The organism is Sandarakinorhabdus sp., assembly GCF_987265915.1.
On record NZ_OZ503948.1, the window covers coordinates 138256 to 157455 of the forward strand.

17 protein-coding genes are annotated in these 19200 nt (G+C 64.3%); 7 read left to right on the forward strand and 10 right to left on the reverse strand.

The genetic code is table 11. The features are described from left to right. Positions 1–90: 90 nt before the first annotated feature. Positions 91–1536: a replicative DNA helicase gene (locus tag AC6UUM_RS00645; protein WP_500804873.1), complete on the reverse strand. Its 1446-nt coding sequence runs from the start codon at positions 1534–1536 to the stop codon at positions 91–93. A 212-nt stretch (positions 1537–1748) separates the two neighbouring features. Between AC6UUM_RS00645 and nusB the strand changes: the two genes are divergently transcribed. Next, the gene (nusB, locus tag AC6UUM_RS00650) at positions 1749–2204 is read left to right on the forward strand and encodes a transcription antitermination factor NusB (protein ID WP_500803426.1); all 456 of its coding nucleotides are present in this window, start codon (positions 1749–1751) and stop codon (positions 2202–2204) included. Positions 2205–2207: 3 nt separating this feature from the next. Then, complete coding sequence (thiL, locus tag AC6UUM_RS00655) at positions 2208–3140, forward strand: thiamine-phosphate kinase (RefSeq protein WP_500803427.1); 933 nt, start codon at positions 2208–2210, stop codon at positions 3138–3140. 2 nt (positions 3141–3142) lie between these two features. Here thiL and AC6UUM_RS00660 read toward each other — a convergent pair whose 3' ends face one another. Continuing rightward, positions 3143–4414: an aminotransferase class V-fold PLP-dependent enzyme gene (locus tag AC6UUM_RS00660; protein ID WP_500803428.1), complete on the reverse strand. Its 1272-nt coding sequence runs from the start codon at positions 4412–4414 to the stop codon at positions 3143–3145. Between the two features lie 152 nt (positions 4415–4566). Between AC6UUM_RS00660 and AC6UUM_RS00665 the strand changes: the two genes are divergently transcribed. Continuing rightward, the gene (locus AC6UUM_RS00665) at positions 4567–6687 is read left to right on the forward strand and encodes a sodium-translocating pyrophosphatase (RefSeq protein WP_500803429.1); all 2121 of its coding nucleotides are present in this window, start codon (positions 4567–4569) and stop codon (positions 6685–6687) included. Positions 6688–7548: 861 nt separating this feature from the next. Here the strand turns inward: AC6UUM_RS00665 and AC6UUM_RS00670 are convergent. Beyond that, entirely contained in the window at positions 7549–8547 is a 999-nt protein-coding gene (locus AC6UUM_RS00670; RefSeq protein WP_500803430.1) for a hypothetical protein, read from the reverse strand. Beyond that, positions 8537–9652, reverse strand: coding sequence for an HlyD family secretion protein (locus AC6UUM_RS00675; RefSeq protein ID WP_500803431.1), 1116 nt, complete (start codon positions 9650–9652; stop codon positions 8537–8539). The genes AC6UUM_RS00670 and AC6UUM_RS00675 overlap by 11 nt, the downstream gene beginning before the upstream one ends. 108 nt (positions 9653–9760) lie before the next feature. Here AC6UUM_RS00675 and AC6UUM_RS00680 point away from each other — a divergent pair, with 108 nt between their 5' ends. Further along, complete coding sequence (locus AC6UUM_RS00680) at positions 9761–10396, forward strand: MarC family protein (RefSeq protein ID WP_500803432.1); 636 nt, start codon at positions 9761–9763, stop codon at positions 10394–10396. 31 nt (positions 10397–10427) lie between these two features. Here AC6UUM_RS00680 and AC6UUM_RS00685 read toward each other — a convergent pair whose 3' ends face one another. The 4 genes from AC6UUM_RS00685 to AC6UUM_RS00700 form a co-directional block, all read right to left on the reverse strand. After that, the gene (locus tag AC6UUM_RS00685; RefSeq protein WP_500803433.1) at positions 10428–10637 is read right to left on the reverse strand and encodes a hypothetical protein; all 210 of its coding nucleotides are present in this window, start codon (positions 10635–10637) and stop codon (positions 10428–10430) included. 1 nt (position 10638) lies between these two features. After that, positions 10639–12159 (reverse strand): cryptochrome/photolyase family protein, encoded by a 1521-nt coding sequence (locus AC6UUM_RS00690; protein WP_500803434.1) that lies wholly within the window; start codon positions 12157–12159, stop codon positions 10639–10641. A 192-nt stretch (positions 12160–12351) separates the two neighbouring features. Next, on the reverse strand, positions 12352–13467 hold the full coding sequence (locus tag AC6UUM_RS00695; protein WP_500803435.1) for an acyl-CoA dehydrogenase family protein: 1116 nt from the start codon (positions 13465–13467) through the stop codon (positions 12352–12354). Between the two features lie 170 nt (positions 13468–13637). Beyond that, positions 13638–14846 (reverse strand): acyl-CoA dehydrogenase family protein, encoded by a 1209-nt coding sequence (locus tag AC6UUM_RS00700; protein ID WP_500803436.1) that lies wholly within the window; start codon positions 14844–14846, stop codon positions 13638–13640. Between the two features lie 121 nt (positions 14847–14967). Here AC6UUM_RS00700 and AC6UUM_RS00705 point away from each other — a divergent pair, with 121 nt between their 5' ends. Together AC6UUM_RS00705 and AC6UUM_RS00710 are read left to right on the forward strand one after the other, a co-directional pair. Continuing rightward, entirely contained in the window at positions 14968–15189 is a 222-nt protein-coding gene (locus AC6UUM_RS00705) for a hypothetical protein (protein ID WP_500803437.1), read from the forward strand. A 29-nt stretch (positions 15190–15218) separates the two neighbouring features. Further along, positions 15219–15500 (forward strand): addiction module antidote protein, encoded by a 282-nt coding sequence (locus AC6UUM_RS00710; protein WP_500803438.1) that lies wholly within the window; start codon positions 15219–15221, stop codon positions 15498–15500. Between the two features lie 183 nt (positions 15501–15683). Here AC6UUM_RS00710 and drt2 read toward each other — a convergent pair whose 3' ends face one another. Then, positions 15684–17000, reverse strand: a complete 1317-nt coding sequence (gene drt2 / locus AC6UUM_RS00715; protein ID WP_500803439.1) for an antiviral reverse transcriptase Drt2 — start codon at positions 16998–17000, stop codon at positions 15684–15686. A 302-nt stretch (positions 17001–17302) separates the two neighbouring features. Further along, on the reverse strand, positions 17303–18019 hold the full coding sequence (locus tag AC6UUM_RS00720; RefSeq protein WP_500803440.1) for an EI24 domain-containing protein: 717 nt from the start codon (positions 18017–18019) through the stop codon (positions 17303–17305). Between the two features lie 72 nt (positions 18020–18091). On the opposite strand from AC6UUM_RS00720, the gene AC6UUM_RS00725 reads away from it, so the two are divergent. Continuing rightward, positions 18092–19090: an adenosine kinase gene (locus tag AC6UUM_RS00725; protein WP_500803441.1), complete on the forward strand. Its 999-nt coding sequence runs from the start codon at positions 18092–18094 to the stop codon at positions 19088–19090. Positions 19091–19200: the final 110 nt, after the last annotated feature.

The following is a 19200-nucleotide window of genomic DNA, read 5'->3' on the forward strand; positions in this document are numbered from 1 at the left end:
ACCCCCGATTGCGCCCACCATCTGGCTGCCGCCAGTGGCGAAATGACGGGGTTTTCGGGCCCGCCGCGATGCGGCGCGACGCCGCCAACCTCACCACGGCTGCGGGCCATAATCGCTGTCGGCGCGGTCGGCGAACTTGGTGAACTGCTTGATGAAGGTCAGCGGCACGGTGCCGGTGGCCCCGTGGCGCTGCTTGGCGACGATCACTTCGGCCAGGCCAAAAACTTTCTCGGCCTTTTCCCGCCACTTGGCATGTTTTTCACCGTCTTCGGGGTCGGGCTGTTTCAAGCTGTGATAATATTCCTCGCGATAAACGAACATCACGATGTCGCTGTCCTGCTCGATGGTGCCGGATTCGCGCAGATCGGAAAGCTGCGGCCGCTTGTCCTCGCGGTTTTCCACCGCACGCGACAATTGCGACAGGGCCAGCACCGGCACCGCCAGTTCCTTGGCCAGCGTCTTCAGGCCGCGGGTGATTTCCGAAATTTCCTGCACGCGGTTGTCGCTGCCCCCGCTGCGCGATCCGGTGAGCAGTTGCAGATAATCGACGACGATCAGTCCAATGCCATGCTGGCGCTTCAGCCGGCGGGCACGGGTGCGCAGCGCCGCGATGGTCAGGCCCGGCGTGTCGTCGATCCACAGCGGCAGCGACGACAGCGCGGTGGAGGCGCGCGCCAGCCGGGTGAACTCCTCATCCTTGATACGGCCCATGCGCAGCGCTTCGCTGCTCAGTTCCGATTGTTCGGCCAGGATGCGCGTCGCCAACTGGTCCGACGACATTTCCAGGCTGAAAAACGCCACCGGCGCGCCGCTGCTCTTTTCCGGCTCCACGCCGCGCGCCACATCCTCGGCAAAGCGCTGCGCACAGGCAAAGGCGATGTTGGTGGCAAGGCTGGTCTTGCCCATCGCCGGGCGGCCGGCCAAGATGATCAGATCGGATTTGTGCAAGCCGCCCATCTTTTCATTGAGGCCGGTCAGGCCGGTGGTGTAGCCCGACAGATGCCCGCCCGATCGCTTGGCGCGGTCGGCCATCTTTACCGCTTCCATCGCGGCTTCGCGGAAGCTTTTCACCGCGCCCTGGACTTCGCCGGCCTCGGCCACCTTGTAGAGCGCCATTTCGGCGGTTTCGATCTGGTCAATCGGCGCGACGCCGGTGCTGGTGTCGCCGGCGGCGCTGACCATGTCGCGCCCGACGCGAATCAGCTCCCGCAGCAGCGCCAGATCATAGATTTGCGTCGCAAAATCGCGCGCCGCCAGTAGCGCCGCACCATTTTGCGTCAGCATCGCCAGATAACCAGGGCCGCCCAGCTCGATGATCGCCGGATCGGCATCGAACAACGGCTTCATGGTGACCGGGTTGGCCGACATGCCCTTGGCCGATAGCGACAGCACCGCGGCATAGATGCGGCCGTGCAGGGCATCGGCGAAATGATCGGGTTTCAGGCGGGTGACGACATCCTCGACCAGCCGGTTGTCGATCATCAGCGCGCCGAGCAGCGCGGCTTCGGCTTCGAGATTCTGCGGCAGGCCGGCCATTGGCTGGTTTGGATCGACCAGGCGCAAATTGGGGCCAGTGGGGGGCAGCAGAGGGGGGAGGGAGACCATCCCCCACTTGTCGCGCATGGCCGGCCGGGCGGCAACCGGGATCGCCACAGCGTGGGAATTTCCCGGTGGGCATCCCTGTGGATGATCGCGGGAAAAGGCCCCGCTTGCCCGCGGCCCCTCTATTGGCGTAAGCCCCGCCACCGATGACCAGCCCCCTCCCCGACTATCGTGCCCGTTCCGCCTCGCGCCTCGCCGCCGTGCAGGCGCTGTATCAACACGAGATGGGCGGCGATCCGGTGCCCAAGTTGCTGATGGAGTTCCACAGCCACCGGCTGGGCCAGGAAATCGAAGGCGCCGAGTATCTCGAAGCCGATCAGGCGTTTTTCGATGATGTCGTCGCCGGCGTGGCCGCCCGGCAGCCGGAACTGGATGGCCTGATCAGCGGCGCACTGGCGCAAGGCTGGGCGCTCGATCGGCTGGACCGCCCGATGCGGGCGCTCCTGCGCGCGGCGGTATATGAACTGGTGGCGCGTGCCGATGTGTCGGCGGCAACGGTGATCAATGAATATGTCGATGTGTGCCATGCCTTTCACGATGAGAAACAGGCGCGCTTTGCCAATGGCCTGCTCGACAGCGTAGCGCGGCAGGTGCGCGCCTGAGCCATGGCGGAGCGGGATTTCATCGCCCGCTGCCTCGCTCCGCTGGCCACCTCTGCCGCGGCGCGCGGCCTGAACGATGATGCCGCAGTGTGGATGCCGCCGATCGGCCGGCAACTGGTGTTCACGCACGATGTGCTGGCCGCCGGCATCCATTATCTGCCCGATGATCCGCCCGGCGACATTGCCTGGAAATTGCTGGCGGTGAACCTGTCCGATCTGGCCGCCATGGCGGCGACACCGGCTGGTGTGCTGCTCGGGCTGGGCCTTTCGGCCGGCGAAGACGATGGCTGGCGAGAGGCGTTCACCGCCGGGCTGGGCCGGGCGCTCGAACATTTCGGCGTGGCGCTGTGGGGCGGCGACACGGTGTCGGGCCTGGCGCAGGCGGTGCTTGGCCTGACGGCGGTGGGCTGGGTGGAGCCCGGCAAGGCGCTGGGCCGCATGGGCGCGCTGCCGGGTGATGCGTTGTGGGTTTCGGGCCGCATCGGTGGCGGTGGGCTGGGGCTGGCGGTGGCGCAGGGGCGCCGCCCGCCCGACAAGCTGCTGCTGAACCGCTATCGCCGCCCCACCCCGCGCCTGGCGCTGGGCGCTGCGCTTGGCGGCGTGGCCAGCGCCGGCATGGACGTGTCCGACGGCCTGTTGATCGATGCGCAGCGGCTGGCGGCGGCGAGTGGCGTTGGGCTGGCGATTGCGCTCGATGATGTGCCGCTGGCGGCGCCGGCGGCCGGGTTGGCCGAGATCATGGCGCAGGTGACGGCCGGTGACGATTACGAACTGTTGTTCACGGCGCCGCCGGATGTGGATGTGGCGGCGCGGGCAGCGCCTACGAAAACGCCGGTGACTCGTATCGGCACGGTTGTCGCCGGCTCAGGTGTTACACTAAAGTTCGCCGGCCAACCGGTGCCGCTGCCGGATCGGTTGGGCTGGGAACACGGATAGCCTCACCCCCGCGCAATTTGCGGCACCAGTTCCTTCAATGCCGCCACCAGCCGATCGCATTCCGCCGGCGTGGTGAACAGTGCCGGTGTCACCCGCACGCACGCCCCGGCCGTCAGCCCGGCGCGGTGCACGGTCATGATGTTGTAACGGTTGAACAATGTATCGGTGATTGCGATGTTGTCGGCGATGCTGGTGTGGCCGGCAATGCGGAAGCTGGTGATCGCGCCGAAGGTGCGCGGATCATCGCCCAGCATGATTTCCAGCCCCGTCAGCCCGCGCAGCGGGCTGACCCAGCGGTTGCGCAGATATTGCAGCCGCGCCAGCTTCATCGGCACCGGCAGCACCTGTTCCTGGAAATCCAGCGCCGCCGGCAGGGTGAGCTGCGGCGCATAGTCCAGCGTGCCCTGGTGCACCTTGGCCTGGACATCATCGGGCTTCGCGTCCGGTTCGGCCGGGGCCGCAGCGATCATCGGCGCGGCCCCGGGCCGGATCCAGAAACCCGCCACGCCCACCGGCGCCCCCACCCACTTGTGGAAATTCAGCACCACGAAATCGGCCCCGAAATCCGGGATCAGGAACGGCCGCTGCCGAAAGCTCTGCGCACAATCCACCAGCACCATGGCGCCCGCCGCCTTGGCGATCGCGGCAATCTCGGCCACGGGCACCACCATCCCGCTCTTGTGGGTGCCGTGGGTGAGCAATACGAACTTCAGTCGCGGCGTGTTCCGGATGGCTTCGGCATAGGCGGCGATCACATTGTCCCGCGTCGGGGCGCGCGGCAGGGCAACAGTGATGGCCTGCGCCCGCCGGCTGCGGGCCAGGGCGCGCATGGCATTGTGGCTGGTATCATAATCGCTGTCGGACCACAGGATCGCATCGCCATCGCCCAATCCTTCACCGGGGCCCTGAAACTGGCTGATCAACGCCTGCAAGCCTTCGGCGGCGTTGCGACAAAATTCGATCTCGCCGGGCTGCACGCCCATCGCCTGGGCCGCGCGGGCGCGCACCACATCCTGATCCTTGCGCATCGCCCGGCGCGCATAGATGCTGGTGTCACGGTTCAGCCGCTCGAGATTGGCGCGGTGCACGTCGGCCACGGGCGCGGCCATATTGCCCCAATAGCCATGCTCCAGCTGCGTCACCGGGCCCATTTTCGGATAGAGCGCCGCGATGCGCGCCCAGCCGGCTTCGTCATCCGGCGCAATCATCCCCGTGGGCAGCGCCGCGCCCGCCATAGAGGGCGCTGCCGCAACACCCGCAACACCGGCCGCCATCCGCATTGCATCACGTCTTGAAACCGTCATCGGCGATTCTCCCCGTTCACCCACTCATCTACTTGCTTGCGTTCGGCAAAACCCATGTCATGCTGCGACAAAATGACCAGCCCACGGTGTACGCGGGCGGCAGCAACTGGGGAAGAACTATCATGGACAGCGTGATGATCGCCATCGCCTGCGGCCTGGCAGCGGTGGCCTACGGCATCTTCACTTCGCGACAGGTGCTCAGCGCCTCGCCGGGCAATGCCCGCATGCAGGAAATCGCCAAGGCCATCCAGATCGGCGCCGGCGCCTATCTCACCAAACAATATACCGCCATTGCCATCGTCGGCGTGATCGTCGCCGGGCTGGTCGCCGGGTTCCTGGGCGTCATTCCGGCCCTCGCCTTCGTGCTGGGCGCCGTGCTGTCGGGCGCCACCGGCTTCATCGGCATGAACATATCGGTGCGGGCCAATGTGCGCACCGCCGAAGCCGCGCGCCAGTCGTTGCAGGCCGGGCTCACCATGGCGTTCCGGTCCGGCGCGGTCACCGGCATGCTGGTCGCCGGCCTCGCGCTGCTCGCCATCGCCGGTTATTTCTATGCGCTGGTGTCGTCGGGGCTGGAGCCCACCAGCCGCGCGGTGGTGAATGCGCTGGTGGCGCTGTCGTTCGGGGCATCGCTCATCTCCATCTTCGCCCGGCTGGGCGGCGGCATCTTCACCAAGGCGGCCGACGTCGGCGCCGACATGGTCGGCAAGAACGAGCTCGGCTTTGACGAGGATGACGATCGCAACCCCGGCGTGATTGCCGACAACGTCGGCGACAATGTCGGCGATTGCGCCGGCATGGCCGCCGATCTGTTCGAAACCTATGTGGTCACCATCGGCGCCACCATGGTGCTGTGCGCCCTGCTCGTCGCCGGCCCCGATGCCGCCAAGCTGATGACCCTGCCGCTGCTGGCCTGCGGTGTCTGCATCATCACCTCCATCATCGGCACCTATTTCGTCCGTCTTGGTGGCGGCTCGATCATGGGCGCCCTGTACAAGGGCCTCATCGTCACCGGCCTGCTCTCCGTGCCGGCCTTGTGGTTCGCCACGGCTGCCATCTTCCCGGACATGACCGCCGTGATCGGCGCTGATCCCGCCGCAGAAAGTGCGGTCACCGTGGCCGGCGTCGTCGGCGGTTTCACCGGGCAATCTTTGTTCTTCTGCATGCTCGTTGGCCTCGCCGTCACCGCGCTGATCGTGTGGATCACCGAATATTATACCGGGACCGATTATCGCCCGGTGCAATCCATCGCCAAGGCATCGGATAGCGGCCACGGCACCAACGTCATCCAGGGCCTGGCCGTCTCGATGGAATCGACCGCGCTGCCCACTTTGGTCATCGTCGCCGGCATCATCGCCACCTACAAACTGGGCGGCCTGATCGGCATCGCCTTTGCCGCCACCGCCATGCTCGCCCTGGCCGGCATGATCGTCGCGCTGGATGCCTATGGGCCGGTGACGGACAACGCCGGCGGCATCGCCGAAATGGCAGGGCTGGACGGTGAAGTGCGCCAACGCACCGATGCCCTCGATGCGGTGGGCAACACCACCAAGGCCGTCACCAAGGGCTATGCCATCGGCTCGGCCGGCCTCGCCGCGTTGGTGCTGTTCGCCACCTATACCGAGGATCTCTCGCAGTTCTTCAAGGCCGTCACCGTCGATTTCTCCCTCTCCAACCCATACGTGGTCGTCGGGCTGCTGCTCGGCGCGCTGCTGCCCTATCTGTTCGGCGGCATGGCGATGACCGCGGTGGGCCGCACCGCCCAGGCCGTGGCGCAGGATATCCGCGCCCAGTTTCGCGAAAACCCCGGCATCGCCACCCGCGAAGTCAAACCCGATTATGCCCGCACCGTCGGGCTGGTGACGGCCGGCGCCATCAAGGAAATGATCGTCCCCTCGCTGCTGCCGGTGCTGGCCCCCGTCGTGGTCTATTTCGCCATCACTGCGGTTGCCGGCCAGGGCAACGGCTTCGCCGCCCTCGGCGCCCTCCTCATGGGCGTCATCATCTCAGGGCTCTTTGTGGCCATCTCCATGACCAGCGGCGGCGGCGCGTGGGACAATGCCAAGAAAGTCATCGAACAAGGCGCCTATGGCGGCAAAGGCTCCCCCGCCCACCAGGCCGCCGTCACCGGCGACACCGTGGGTGACCCCTACAAGGACACCGCCGGCCCCGCCGTGAACCCGATGATCAAGATCACCAACATCGTGGCCCTGCTGCTGCTGGCCGCCCTGGCGGGCCACTAAGCCCCCCTATCCTCCCCTCCCGCTTGCGGGAGGGGAGGATAGGGGGTGGGGAAGTCCCCACCAGAACCAACCTCCAAGGGGCGGCCCACCAGCCGCCCCTTTTTCTTTCCTCGTCGCCCCGGACTTGATCCGGGGCCCCGCTTCCTTGTCGCCGACCCGCTCATCCTGAGCCTGTCGAAGGACGCGCCACTTTTGCCACCTTTGCCGAATCCAGCGGGATTGGGCGTTGAAAAACCACAATCTTCAAAAAATCATGCCCCGCCGCCAGGCAATCCAACAAATATGATTTACAAGGTTACAAAGGTTCCGCTTTTACAGCTTTTCCGGCACACCATGTGCCACATGTTCGACGCCGCAACAGGCCGCCACCTACGCAGGAGCATGGCATGATTTCCGCCCTGTAGGACAGACCCCTGCCCGCCCTCCCCGCCGGCAACACCAGCCCGCACCACGGGTCTTGCAGGACAGAGGACCAAGCAAGCTTGTGGGCGGCCTTGCCTATCGCAATCTGCTAAATGCAGACGCTAAGCTCGCGAACTACACCACTATGGATGAATTCGATCGAGAAATCTATCTAAGTATGAGTTCAGACGCGAGCAAAATTATCAATAATGCGTTCTTCTATGGTGTGTTTTGTCCAGTTGTTATTATAATCGTTATTGCCATTAGCTATTGGTTTAATCGCGTTTTCAAATCCAAATCATAGTGCATTTATGAAGCAAATAGTTTCAAACGAATCGGGTGCAGGGTCCGCGACCCTGCCCGCCGGAGGCCCCTCTTATTCTTGTTCCACTCCACGCCGGTTCGGCAACGCGCGTGTGGGCGGGGTGACGGTCCGGGGTGACGGTTCTTGTGGACGGTTCAGGATGCGCGCAGTGGCAACGCCTTGCGGTAGGCGCGGCCGCCGAAGTGCCAGAGCAATGTGTGGCGCAGGCCGATGGCGATGCCGATGCCGGCGACCGTGTAGAGCGTGAACTCGATCAGCTTGCCGGTGGGGACGCCGGTGCCGGCGCCCATCAGGATGATCACCGTCATCAGCAAGGTGGTGGCCATGGGTGCGGTGGCGGGGCGGACGAAGCGATAGCCGATGACGAGGATGATGAGCGCCAGCGCCAGCGCCGACAGGGCGGGGGTGGCGGCGATGAAGCTGAAATTGCGCAGCAGCAGCGCGGCGGCGACGCCGGCGATGGTGGCGGCAAAGGTGGCGCTGGCGCCGCGGGTGCTGGCGCCGGGATCGGGGATGGCGAGCACGCCGCTGGCGATCATCAGCAGGCGCAGCGCGCTTTGGGCATCGAGTTGCAGGGTGAGGGCAATGAGCAGCGTCATGATGGCGGCGCTGATGGCGCAATCGGCGCCGCTGCGGGCCATGGGGGGCAATGTTGCCGCGGTGCTGGGCGGGCCGGGGAAGACCAGCCAGGCCAGGATGACGGCAAGGATGGCGCTGGCGGTGAGCGCGATGAGCAGGGCGGCCAGGCCAGCGGCAAAGCCGGAGGCGAGCGGCACCAGCGGGCCATAAAGCACGGTGAGCGGAATGGCGAGGGCAGCAACGGGCGTGAGCTTGCCGCCTTGCAGGCGATAGGCGCCAAACAACAGGCCGGCGACGATGACCAGATAGGCCACCGGATTGCCGATGAACGGGGTGAGGATGAGCGCCAGCGCGGTCGCCACGATGGTGACGAGGACAAGGGTGAGCAGGGCCAGCCGCAGCGTCAGGCCGGCGACGAGCGGGCCCAGCGCCGTGAGCACCAGCACCGACGCGAAATAGCCGAGCGGCAGGCCGAACCCGGTGGCAATCAGCGCGGCGACCGGAACGGCAAACGCCAGGCGCAGGACCTGCCCGGAATCGGCCTCAGCCGACATAGGACAGATAGGAGCGCACCGTCAGCACCCAGCGGCTGAGCGTGGCGACGACGCCGGCATCGCGGGTTTGGATCATCAGGCTGGCGCGGGAGCCGAGGCGAACGCCGGGCGGCACCTGGCCAACCGGATCAAACGCCACGCGGATCGGCAGGCGCTGGCCGTTGGCCAGCCAGTTTTCGCTGGGCGCCTGCACCAGGGCGCCGCTGGGCGCGCTCTGGTTGGGGGTGGCGATGCCGCCGCCAAGCCCGACGACGCGGCCCCGGAAGATGCGGCCGGGGAAGATATCGAGCGCAATCAGCACCGGATCGCCCAGCGCCACATTGCCAAGCTGATTTTCGCGGAAATAGGCGATGAGCCCGGCCTTTGACACATCGATCAGGCTGATCAGCGGCACGCCGGCCTTGGCATAGGAACCGCGGCCGATCTGCAGATTGGAGATATAGCCGCCAACCGGGGCGGTGACCTGGGTCCAGCCCAGGTTGCGTTCAGCCTGCGCCAGCGCGGCGGCGGCGGCGCGCAGTTGCGGATTGGCGGCACCGGTTGGCCCAAGCTGTTGCAGGGCGCCGGCCAGCTGGGCCTCGGCCTGCACGACGCCGGCTTGCCGGGAGGCCAGCGTGGCCTTGGTGACTTCGAGTTTGGCGCGCGTGGCATAGCCGGCATTCACCAGGGTGGCGGTGCGATCATTGTCCTGCTGGGCCTGCACCAGTTGCGCCCGGGCCGAGGCGACCACGGCGCGGGCCGAATCGACAGCTGCCGCCGCCGCACCCAACGCCTGTTGCGCCGCAGCATAGGAGGCGCGCGCGCTTTCGACGGCCAGGCGATAGTTGGTGGGATCGACCACCGCGAGCAATTGGCCTGCCGCGACCCGGCTGTTGTCGCGCACCGGCACTTCGATCAGTTCGCCGCTGACCTGCGGGGCCACCGGCACGACCAGGGTTTCGGCCGTGGTCTGGAAGGTGAGCGGGGCCAACCGGTCCGAAACGACGTTGAAGGCCAGGATGGCAAGGAGCAACGTGCCGACGATATAGGTCCAGCGCCGCACCGGATCACGCGGCCGCCGCGTGACACCGGCTGCAACAGCCGGTTCTTGTGTCTCACTTGCCACGTCGCCCTCCCTGTGTTGGACCTAGCCGAGAAATCTTGCCGCTGCTAGTCTTGGCGCTGTGTGGATCAAACTGTCGGCACCGGCGGCGTGACTATCCAGGGGGCAGCCATGAGTTTCAACGACATCCTGATCATCCTGCTGATCACCGCAGGGGTGACCAAGGCAGCGGCCTTCTTTGCGGCGCAGGCCGGTCATTTGTCACGGGCCGAACGGGTTTCGGTGGCGATCAAATCGGTGGGTATCCAGGCAGTGATCCTGTCCATCTTTGCGGCGCGGGGGCCGAATATCCTGGCCTTTTTCCATGTCTCGATTTCGGGGCTCGAGGTTGCGGGCGGGCTGATCCTGCTGCTGTTCGCCATCGGTCTGGTGCTGGGCGAGGATCATTCGCACGATGATGGCCCACCGGCATCGCCGGCCAGCATGGCGATCTATCCGCTTGCCATGCCGCTGCTGGCGTCGCCGCAGGCCATTGTGGCCGTCACCATCGCGTCCACCACCCTTGGCCAGGGCAATCGCGGGCCGCTATGGCTGGCGCTGGGCGCCGTGCTGGCCGGCAATCTGGTCATCATGCTACTGCTGGCGCGATTTGGCCGCAGCAGCAAGGCAAAGGCCGGCCCTGGGTTTTCGGCGATCCTGCTGCGGGTGGTGGCACTGCTGCTGGCTGGCCTGGCGATCGAAATCATGGCGCTTGGCCTGCGCGGCTATGGCATCATCCCGCCGATGCCGGCAGGGGTGGGGCATTGAAGCGGCGCGTTCTGTCTTGCGCGCTTGCGGCTTACCCTTCGTCCTCAAACAGCCCCTCCGTTGCCAAACCCGTTCCCCGCTTCAGCAGCTCCCGCGTCAACAGCCCGGTGTAGCGGCGTTGGCGGCGGCGGGCTTTGGCAGGGTTGGCGCGCCAGCCCTCGCGCTTGTCGTGGACGGCGTGTTGGAGGTCATCGGCCTGCGTGATGTCGTCGGCGTCGGAGGGGGAGGTGCGTTTGGGCATGTCAGGCCAGCCCGGCGAGGACGGTGGCGGCCTGCGTGCGGATGCGGGCTTGTTCATCGGGCGCGAAGCGGCGCCAGCCATCGTACATGCGCCACAGCCGCTGGTTGTTTTTCAACGTCTCCTCGTGACGGGCGAGGAAGTCCCAGTAGAGGCTGTTGAGCGGGCAGGCGTTCGGGCCGGTGCGTATTTTGACGTCGTATCGGCAGCTGCGGCAGTGGTCGCTCATGCGGTTCACATAGGCGCCGCCGGCGGCATAGGGCTTGGTGGCCATCAGGCCGCCGTCGGCGAACTGGCTCATGCCGATGACGTTGGGGGCCTCCACCCATTCGATGGCATCGGCATAGACGCTGAGATACCAGCGGTGGACTTCTGCCGGATCAGTGCCGACCAGCATGGCGAAATTGCCCAGGATCATCAGGCGCTGGATATGGTGGGCCATGGCGTTCCGGCGCGTGGTGTCCACTGCTTCGGACAGGCATTTCAGATCGGTGGGCGCGCCCCAGAACAGGGCGGGCAGCGGGCGCGTGGCGTTCAGGTGGTTGCGCGCGGTGTATTCCGGGCCGGCGAACCAATAGAGGCCGCGGACATATTCGCGCCAGCCGAGGATCTGGCGGATGAAGCCTTCCACGGCGTTCAGCGGCGCGGTGCCGGCCACGTATGCGGCTTCGGCGGCCTGGCAGACCTCCAGCGGGGAGAGCAGGCCGAGATTGAGCGCTGGGGAGAGCAGGCTGTGGTTGAGCACGTCTTCGCCCGTGACCATCGCATCCTGATAATCGCCGAAGCCGGGCAGGCGGTGAAGCACGAAATCATCGAGCGCTTGCAAGGCCTGGGCGCGGTTGACGGCCCAGCCGAAGCCATCCAGGCTGCCAAAATGATTGCCGAAACGGCCGGCGACGGTTTCGATCACACCCGCCGTGATGGCATCAGGGGCAAAGCGTAGCGGCGGGCGGAATTTGTGGCCCTTTGGAACCGACTTGCGGTTTTCCTGATCATAATTCCACTGGCCGCCCGCCGGTTGGTCGCCATCCATCAACAGGCCGGTCTGCCGGCGCATGATGCGGTAGAAATCCTCCATGATGAGGCGCTTGCGGCCCTTGGCCCAGCCGGCGAACTGATCGATGGGGCACAGGAAGCGGTCATCGTCGAGGATCTGCACCGGCAGGCCGGTGATTTCGCCCCATGTCTGTTGGCCATCCAGCACGCGCCATTCGCCGCCCGCCACGGTGATGATGCGCCTGGCGCCGTGGCGGGCGGCGGCGCGGGCGACTTCGCCGCCGAAGCTGCCAGTGCTGTCGGGATCGTCGATGGCGATGTAGTCCACGCGCCAGCCCCGCCCACGCAGTTCATCGGCGAAATGGCGCATGGCGCTGAAAAACAGGGCGATTTTCTGCGGGTGATGAGGGACGTAGCTGGCCTCGGCGGCGACTTCCATCATCAGGATGATGGCGTCTTTGGGTGCGGCGCGCAGGCTGGCGAGGCTGTGGGAGAGTTGATCGCCGAGGAGGGGGACGAGGGTGGTCATGGCGCCCGTTTCGGCGCGGTGGGTTGGGCTGGCAAGCGGCAGTGGTGTCGCGCGGCGCCCCTCTCCCGGGCCGCCTGCGGCGTCTCTCGACCTCTCCCCAAAGGGGAGAGGTGAAATGAAAAGGGCCGGGCACGATGCCCAGCCCCCTCCGTCAGCCTGCGGCTGCCACCTCCCCCAAAGGGGGAGGATTTTTCAAGCCGCCAGCGCGATGCCTTCGTAGCGCGACAGGTGGAAGTCCACGCTGCCGAACTGGTTTTCGATCAGCGTGGCGCGCTTGAAATAATGGCCGACGGCCAGTTCCTGGGTGATGCCGATGCCGCCATGCACCTGCACGGCGTTCTGGCCGACGAACTTGGCGGCCTTGCCAACCTTGGCCTTGGCCATCGAAACCGCCGCGGCGCGTTCGTCGGTGTCGAGCTTCAGCGTGGCCATCATGGTCATGGAAACGGCCTGTTCGACCTCCATGAACATATCGACCAGGCGGTGCTGGATCACCTGGAAATCGCCAATCGCCTTGCCGAACTGCTTGCGCTGCTTGGCATAATCCAGCGTGGTGGCATGCAGAACCTTCAGCACGCCGCAGGCTTCGGCGCACAGAGCGGCGGTGGCTTCGTCAACCACCTGTTCGATCAGCGGCAGCGCCTCTTCGCGCAGCACATGCTCGGCGCCGACGGCGACGTTTTCGAAATAGACTTCCGAAGCGCTGGTGCCGTGCACGGTCAGATAATCGCGGCGGGTGATGCCGGGCGCGTCGGCCGGGATCAACAGCAGGGCGATGCCGCCGGCGTCACGCTGGGCGCCGCCGGTGCGCGCGGTGACGAGCAGATGCGTGGCGTGCGCGGCGCCTTCCACCACGGCCTTGTGGCCATTCAACTGGCCGCCCTTCAGCGTGGTGGTCAGATCATGCAGATAAAAACGGCCCTGCGGTTCATAGGCGGCAAAGGCGATGCGGGTGGTGCCGCCGATGATGCCGGGGATTACCGCATCCGCCACGGCGCCGCCGACATGCTTCAACGCACCGCCGCCGATGACCACAGTGGACAGATAGGGTTCCAGCACGATGGCGCGGCCCATTTCTTCCATCACGACCATATTCTCGAGCGCGCCGCCACCGAGGCCGCCATGCGCTTCGCTGAACGGCGCGCCCAGGATGCCGAGCTCTTCGGCAAAGGCCTGCCATACGGCCGGGTTCCAGCCCTTGCCGCCGTGCACCACCTTCTGGCGGGCATCGAAATTATAGGTGTCCGCCAAGTAGCGCGACAGCGTGTCGCGCAGCATGGTCTGTTCTTCGGTGAAATTGAAATCCATGGTCCGTCCCCAAGCAAAATTCCCTCTCCCCCCAATTGTACTTTGGGCGGGAGAGGGCGAGAGACGCCGAAGGCGGCCCGGGGAGAGGGGTTCCGCACCTGCGGCAACAACCCCTCTCCACGCTCGCCTTCGGCGAGTCGCCCTCTCCCGCATGGGGAGAGGGGTTTAAGTCACAAACCCAGCACCATCTTTGCGATGATATTGCGCTGGATTTCGTTCGACCCGCCGTAAATGCTGGTCTTGCGCATGTTGAAATACACCGGGGCCACGCGCCGCGCGCTGTCCGGGCCGACGGCGAAGCTGTTGTCGCCTTCGCCCATCGAGCGGAAATAAGGCGCGCCATAGGAGCCGGCGGCTTCCAGCGCCAGTTCGGTCAGGCGCTGCTGGATTTCGGTGCCCTTGATCTTCAGCAGCGACGATTCCGGGCCGGGGCCCTTGCCGCTGCTTTCGCCCGCGAGCGTGCGCAGTTCGGTATATTCCAGCGCGGCCAGATCGACTTCCAGTTCGGCAACCTTGCGCTTGAAGAACGGGTTGGCCAGCAGCGCTTCGCCGCCGTCTTCCGTCTTGCGGGCCACATCCTTGATGCGCTCCACGCTGCGCTTCGATGCGGCGACGCCGGCGATGCCGGTGCGCTCGTGGGCCAGCAGGAACTTGGCGCAGGTCCAGCCCTTGTTTTCGTGGAACACGCGGTTTTCCACCGGCACGATCACGTCTTCCAGCCAGACTTCGTTCACTTCATGCTCGCCGCCCAGGGTGATGATCGGGCGCACGGTGATGCCGGGCGTCTTCATGTCGATCAGGAGGAAGCTGATGCCTTCCTGGATCTTGGCGGTGGTATCGGTGCGCACCAGGAAGAAGCCCCAATCGGCGTGCTGCGCCATCGTCGTCCAGGTCTTCTGGCCGTTGACGCGGTAATATTCCTTGCCGTCCTCACCGGTGAAACGCTCGGCGCGGGTGCGCAGCGAAGCGAGATCGGAACCGGCGCCCGGCTCCGAATAGCCCTGGCACCACCAATCCTCACCGGACAGGATGCGCGGCAGGAACTTGGCCTTCTGCTCGGGCGTGCCGAAGGTGTAGATCACCGGGCCAACCATCGACAGGCCGAACGGCATCAGCCGCACGGTATCGGCCGCTGCGGTCTCTTCGGACCAGATGTAGCGCTGCGTCGAGGTCCAGCCGGTGCCGCCATATTCCACCGGCCAAGCCGGGGCGATCCAGCCCTTGGCGGCCAGCACCTTGTGCCAGGCGAGGAAATCTTCCTTGGCCATTTCCTCGCCTTCATCAATCTTGTCATGCAGATATTGCGGATAGGATTCGCGGATGAAGGCGCGCACTTCTTCGCGGAAGGCGGCGTCGGCGGCGCTGAAATTCAGGTCCATGCTTAACTCCCCAGCTTACAGGTTGACGTTTACGTAAACCCGATTCGAAGCCCGCACAACCCTGCGAGTTTTGTCACAGCGTCACCTTGTGCCACCGCCTCGTGGTTCCCACATCGGTGCCATGCTGAATTTTCTCTCCCTGTTCATCGGCCTCGGCACGCTCGCCCTGGCGATATTCGCGTTCCTGCCCTTCCTGGGCTGGGCAAACTGGGCGATCATCCCGCTGGCCATGGTTGGCTTGGGGCTGGGCGCGCTGTCGGGCAGTTCGTCGGGGCGGAACCTGAACCTGGTGGTGATCGCGATCGGCGCGTTCCGGCTGTTCATGGGCGGCGGGATTTTTTGATTTATCGCCATGGCCAGGAAGATTTGACCATGAGCCTTGAAACCAAACCCTGGGACGCCGCCGAAGCGCTGAACTCACCAGCCGATATCGCCGCCTATCTCGATACCTATCTGGAAGACGGCACCCCCGAAGAACTGCTGCGCGCCACCAACACCATCGCCCGCTCCCGCGGCATGACTTTACTCGCCCGCCAAACCGGCATCAGCCACGAAGCCCTCTACCGCGCCTTCAGCGACCCCGGCAACCCGACGCTGGACACCTTGCTGCGCGTGTTGAAGGCGCTGGGCGTGCGCCTGGCGGTGGCGGCGTGATTGTTGCGATTTGAGAAGGAAGAATGGCCTCCGGCGGGCAGGGCCTGAGGCCCTGCACCCACTTTCGTTTTTCGGTAGCCTCCGCATCAAAGCCCATGTGACGTTGGCGCTGGAAAGCTTATGGCCACCTACCAGATCAGACCGTGGGATGGCAAAAGCAAGTCGGTATTAAAAGATCGCCGCTTAGCCAAACACCTTTGAGACTTGGCTCTTCCAAGCTCGATTGAACCAAGTGATATGGGATCTAACCTGTTTCCTTATCTCCGGACTGTCCATTAATTCAGAAGCTTTGTAGGCATATCGTAAGAAGTTCCGTCGCTTACCCAGGTGAGTGTAGCGACTCAGGCATTCACGCTTGAACACTTCGGACGGTGCAATCTTTTTGGCTTTGGCGACAACAATTTTTGCGTGAATCCCCGCGCGCATTTTTGTTCGATAGGCGTCCATGGAGGACGGACGAATCAACGTTTTTACCCCGTCAAAAGTAAATCCTAGATACTGAATTGGCTTTTCAGAAATTAAATTTCCGTTCTCAAAAGTAGCTATTTCAGTTTTACTAGCTGAAATAGCTAGACCATGGTCAGCAAGCATTTTTTCCACGATTGAAACTACATCGCAAAGTATTGGCCCTGGAGGCAGTACAATCGCTATATCATCTGAATATCGTCTGTAAGAGCCACCATTACACTCACAAAAGGTGGTCATTTCGCGGTCAAACGAACGCATATAGATGTTGGCGTACAAGCCGGATACTGGTGTACCTTGTGGGATGCCGAAGGATTGGTTGTGTGTCCTGACAAGTCCGTCTTTCCGACCACGCACATGTTTAGCAAAATCGATAGGCGAACAAATACGGCCTTGGCCGTTGCGCCTTTTTCCAAGCAACTTATCCAAATCAGTCGTTTCTACCCAAGAGTAACGGGTGAGATTTTTCCAAACACTGGCATGATGTCCCTCGAGCCTGACCACGCCTAACAACCCGGCGACGTGATCGCGTAGCATAGCGTGATCGAGACAATCAAAGAATCCTGAGATATCGATGGCGAACACTGTGCAATTGATCCGAGACCTGATCTCATCGAACAGCGCCTTAGCATGATGAATATTTGTTCCGCCGCCAGGTCGGTACGCCAAGACCGAACTTGAGGTAGCGTCTGAGGCCAGGGCGCGCTCATAATACCAATTAAGGTGTGCGGCGTAGGCTTGCAGGAAGGCTGCATCAGCGTGGCCAGCAAAGCGAATATCCCGCTTCTTTATTTTTATCTCTCGCAAGCCAGACGGGTTACGTACATACTTTCGTACTTCATCTGTAAAGCCGAGCAGCGGCAGAAATCGGTGAGGACTTACATCATCGCGAAATTCAATAGCTTGATTCAGTTCGAATTTTTTTAGAGGCAGGTCAAAATGTCTGTACTTCCTCTCCTTCGCCAAGAAGGGGAAAATGAAGTCGTCGGTAGAAGGATCAAACTCGTCTTCCGTTGGCAGGTAAAGCCCGGACATTGCGACTCCGTTCGTCATATGCCCGGGCTATTGAACCTTGCTCCCATCGACAGGCGCACGAGGCACCCTCCGGTACGAAAGAACCTGGCGTGGTATGTTATTACCACGATGTGTGAAGGATGCGACATGACCGAAATCACGGCGACCCGTTGCCTCTGGGCGCGGATTGCGCTTGCGGGCGTTAACACTCGTCATCCGGGTCCGATGCCCCGGGGCATTTCGAAATATAGGTAGTTGCCGAAAGGCTTCAAGGGCAAGTGAACGAATATTTTCGGCATCATTTATGCCACTACGATAAGGGGCTATTCTGCCTTCTTCACTTGCGCCAGCCGCTCCGCCTCGCGCTCGCGGTGGAACAGGTGTGTCGCCATCATCGCGCCCACGGCCGGCGCCACCAGATTGAGCACCGGCACGGCAAACAGCACGGCCGTTGCCAGCCCGATGCCCCAGCTGTCCCATTTGTGCAGACCCGGCCAGGCGCGGGATTCGCCGAGCGGCACGTGGCGCGCGGCCACCGCCTCAAGATACTCACGCCCCAGCGCCCAGCCGTTGGCGATGATGAACAGAAACAAGGGCCCGATGGCGGTGACCAGCAGCAGCAGATAGGCTGGCAGCAGCAGCAGGTTGATCAGCGCCACGCGCATGGCGGCGCGGCCGCCCATGGCCAGCTCCACGCCCAGGCCGAGCGCGTGGCCCTTGGCGTTCGGATAGTAGCGTTGCTCGACGGCGACGATGATCTCATCCTGCCACATCGCCATTACGGCGGTGGCGATGCTGGTGAAGCCGAGCCAGGTGAGCAGCATGGACAGGATGAAAGCGGCCGCCTCACCCGCGCCGGCCGCCCAGAAGCGTTGCAGCCAGCCCGGCCAGCCGGCGGTTTCGACCATGGCGACGCCGGTGAAGATGCCCCACGCCAGCAGCCCGAACAGCATGAGCGTGAGCAACAGCGCGCGCAGCAGCACGCGGCGGATGGGGGCATCCCATAATTGCGCGAAGGCGAGGATCAGGGCGGCGGGCACGGGCCGATTGCTAGGGGCTGTGCAGGGTGGGGGCAAGCGGCTATGCGACGCGCATCTGTTCCGGAGCCTTGCATGACCAATTCCGCCCGCCGTTTCGACATTCTTGCCATGGGCAATGCCATCGTGGACGTGATCAGCAGCCAGGCGCCGGCCTTCCTGATCGAGCGCGGCATTCCGCATGGTTCGATGCGCCTGATCGACGCTGATGAGGCCGAAGCGCTGTATGCTGCGATGGCACCGGGGCGGCAGATCAGTGGCGGTTCGGCGGCCAATACGGTGGCGGGTGCCGCCGGGCTGGGTGCGCGCACGGCGTTTGTCGGCCGGGTCGCGGCCGACAGCCTGGGCGAATTTTTCACCCATGATATCCGCGCCGCCGGCGTGCATTTCGCCACGCCGCCGGCCACGGGTGGTCGCCCTACCGGCCGCTGCCTGATCCTGGTGACACCGGATGGGGAGCGCACGATGAACACCTATCTCGGCGCCTGCCAGGAACTGGACGCCGCCGATCTGGATGCCGAACTGGTGGCGGCATCGGGCATTCTTTATCTGGAAGGCTATTTGTGGGATCCGGCCAGCCCGCGCGCCGCCATGCAGGCGGCGATCAAGGTCGCGCGTGAAGCCGGCAACAAGGTCGCCTTCACGCTTTCGGATGTGTTCTGCGTGAACGGCCATCGCGGCGATTTCCGCGATCTGCTGTCGGCCCATGTCGATATCATGTTCGGCAACGAGAATGAGGTGAAGGCGCTGTACGAAACCGACGATCTCGATGCCGCCATGGCCGAACTGGCGAAGCACGCCTGCATCACGGTTGTCACCCGCAGCGAAAAGGGCGCGGTGGTGGTGGGCGGCGGCCATCGGTACGAAGTGTCGGGCGAGAAGGTGGCGCAGGTGGTGGACACCACAGGCGCCGGCGATCTGTTTGCGGGCGGGTTTCTGGCCGGGCTGGTGCAGGGGCGCCCACTGCCCGATTGCGCACGGATGGGGTGCATTTCGGCCGCGGAGGTGATTTCACACTTCGGCGCGCGGCCGGATGCCGATTTGGCGGCGCTGGTGGCGGCGAAACTGGGGTGAGGTTCGGGCCAGGCGGCTAGCCCCAGCCCCTTCCGCAAGCGGGAGGGGAGAATTTGGGTCCGTTTGGACAGTGCCGCCCACCAGCGCCAAGTGGCTCCCCTCCCGCTTGC

Coding starts and splice junctions, on each gene's coding strand:
- AC6UUM_RS00645 (WP_500804873.1), bottom strand. CDS start 1,536: ATGGCCGGCCTGCCGCAGAATCTCGAAGCCGAAGCCGCGCTGCTCGGC.
- nusB (WP_500803426.1), top strand. CDS start 1,749: ATGACCAGCCCCCTCCCCGACTATCGTGCCCGTTCCGCCTCGCGCCTC.
- thiL (WP_500803427.1), top strand. CDS start 2,208: ATGGCGGAGCGGGATTTCATCGCCCGCTGCCTCGCTCCGCTGGCCACC.
- AC6UUM_RS00660 (WP_500803428.1), bottom strand. CDS start 4,414: ATGGCGGCCGGTGTTGCGGGTGTTGCGGCAGCGCCCTCTATGGCGGGC.
- AC6UUM_RS00665 (WP_500803429.1), top strand. CDS start 4,567: ATGGACAGCGTGATGATCGCCATCGCCTGCGGCCTGGCAGCGGTGGCC.
- AC6UUM_RS00670 (WP_500803430.1), bottom strand. CDS start 8,547: ATGTCGGCTGAGGCCGATTCCGGGCAGGTCCTGCGCCTGGCGTTTGCC.
- AC6UUM_RS00680 (WP_500803432.1), top strand. CDS start 9,761: ATGAGTTTCAACGACATCCTGATCATCCTGCTGATCACCGCAGGGGTG.
- AC6UUM_RS00685 (WP_500803433.1), bottom strand. CDS start 10,637: ATGCCCAAACGCACCTCCCCCTCCGACGCCGACGACATCACGCAGGCC.
- AC6UUM_RS00690 (WP_500803434.1), bottom strand. CDS start 12,159: ATGACCACCCTCGTCCCCCTCCTCGGCGATCAACTCTCCCACAGCCTC.
- AC6UUM_RS00695 (WP_500803435.1), bottom strand. CDS start 13,467: ATGGATTTCAATTTCACCGAAGAACAGACCATGCTGCGCGACACGCTG.
- AC6UUM_RS00700 (WP_500803436.1), bottom strand. CDS start 14,846: ATGGACCTGAATTTCAGCGCCGCCGACGCCGCCTTCCGCGAAGAAGTG.
- AC6UUM_RS00705 (WP_500803437.1), top strand. CDS start 14,968: ATGCTGAATTTTCTCTCCCTGTTCATCGGCCTCGGCACGCTCGCCCTG.
- AC6UUM_RS00710 (WP_500803438.1), top strand. CDS start 15,219: ATGAGCCTTGAAACCAAACCCTGGGACGCCGCCGAAGCGCTGAACTCA.
- drt2 (WP_500803439.1), bottom strand. CDS start 17,000: ATGTCCGGGCTTTACCTGCCAACGGAAGACGAGTTTGATCCTTCTACC.
- AC6UUM_RS00725 (WP_500803441.1), top strand. CDS start 18,092: ATGACCAATTCCGCCCGCCGTTTCGACATTCTTGCCATGGGCAATGCC.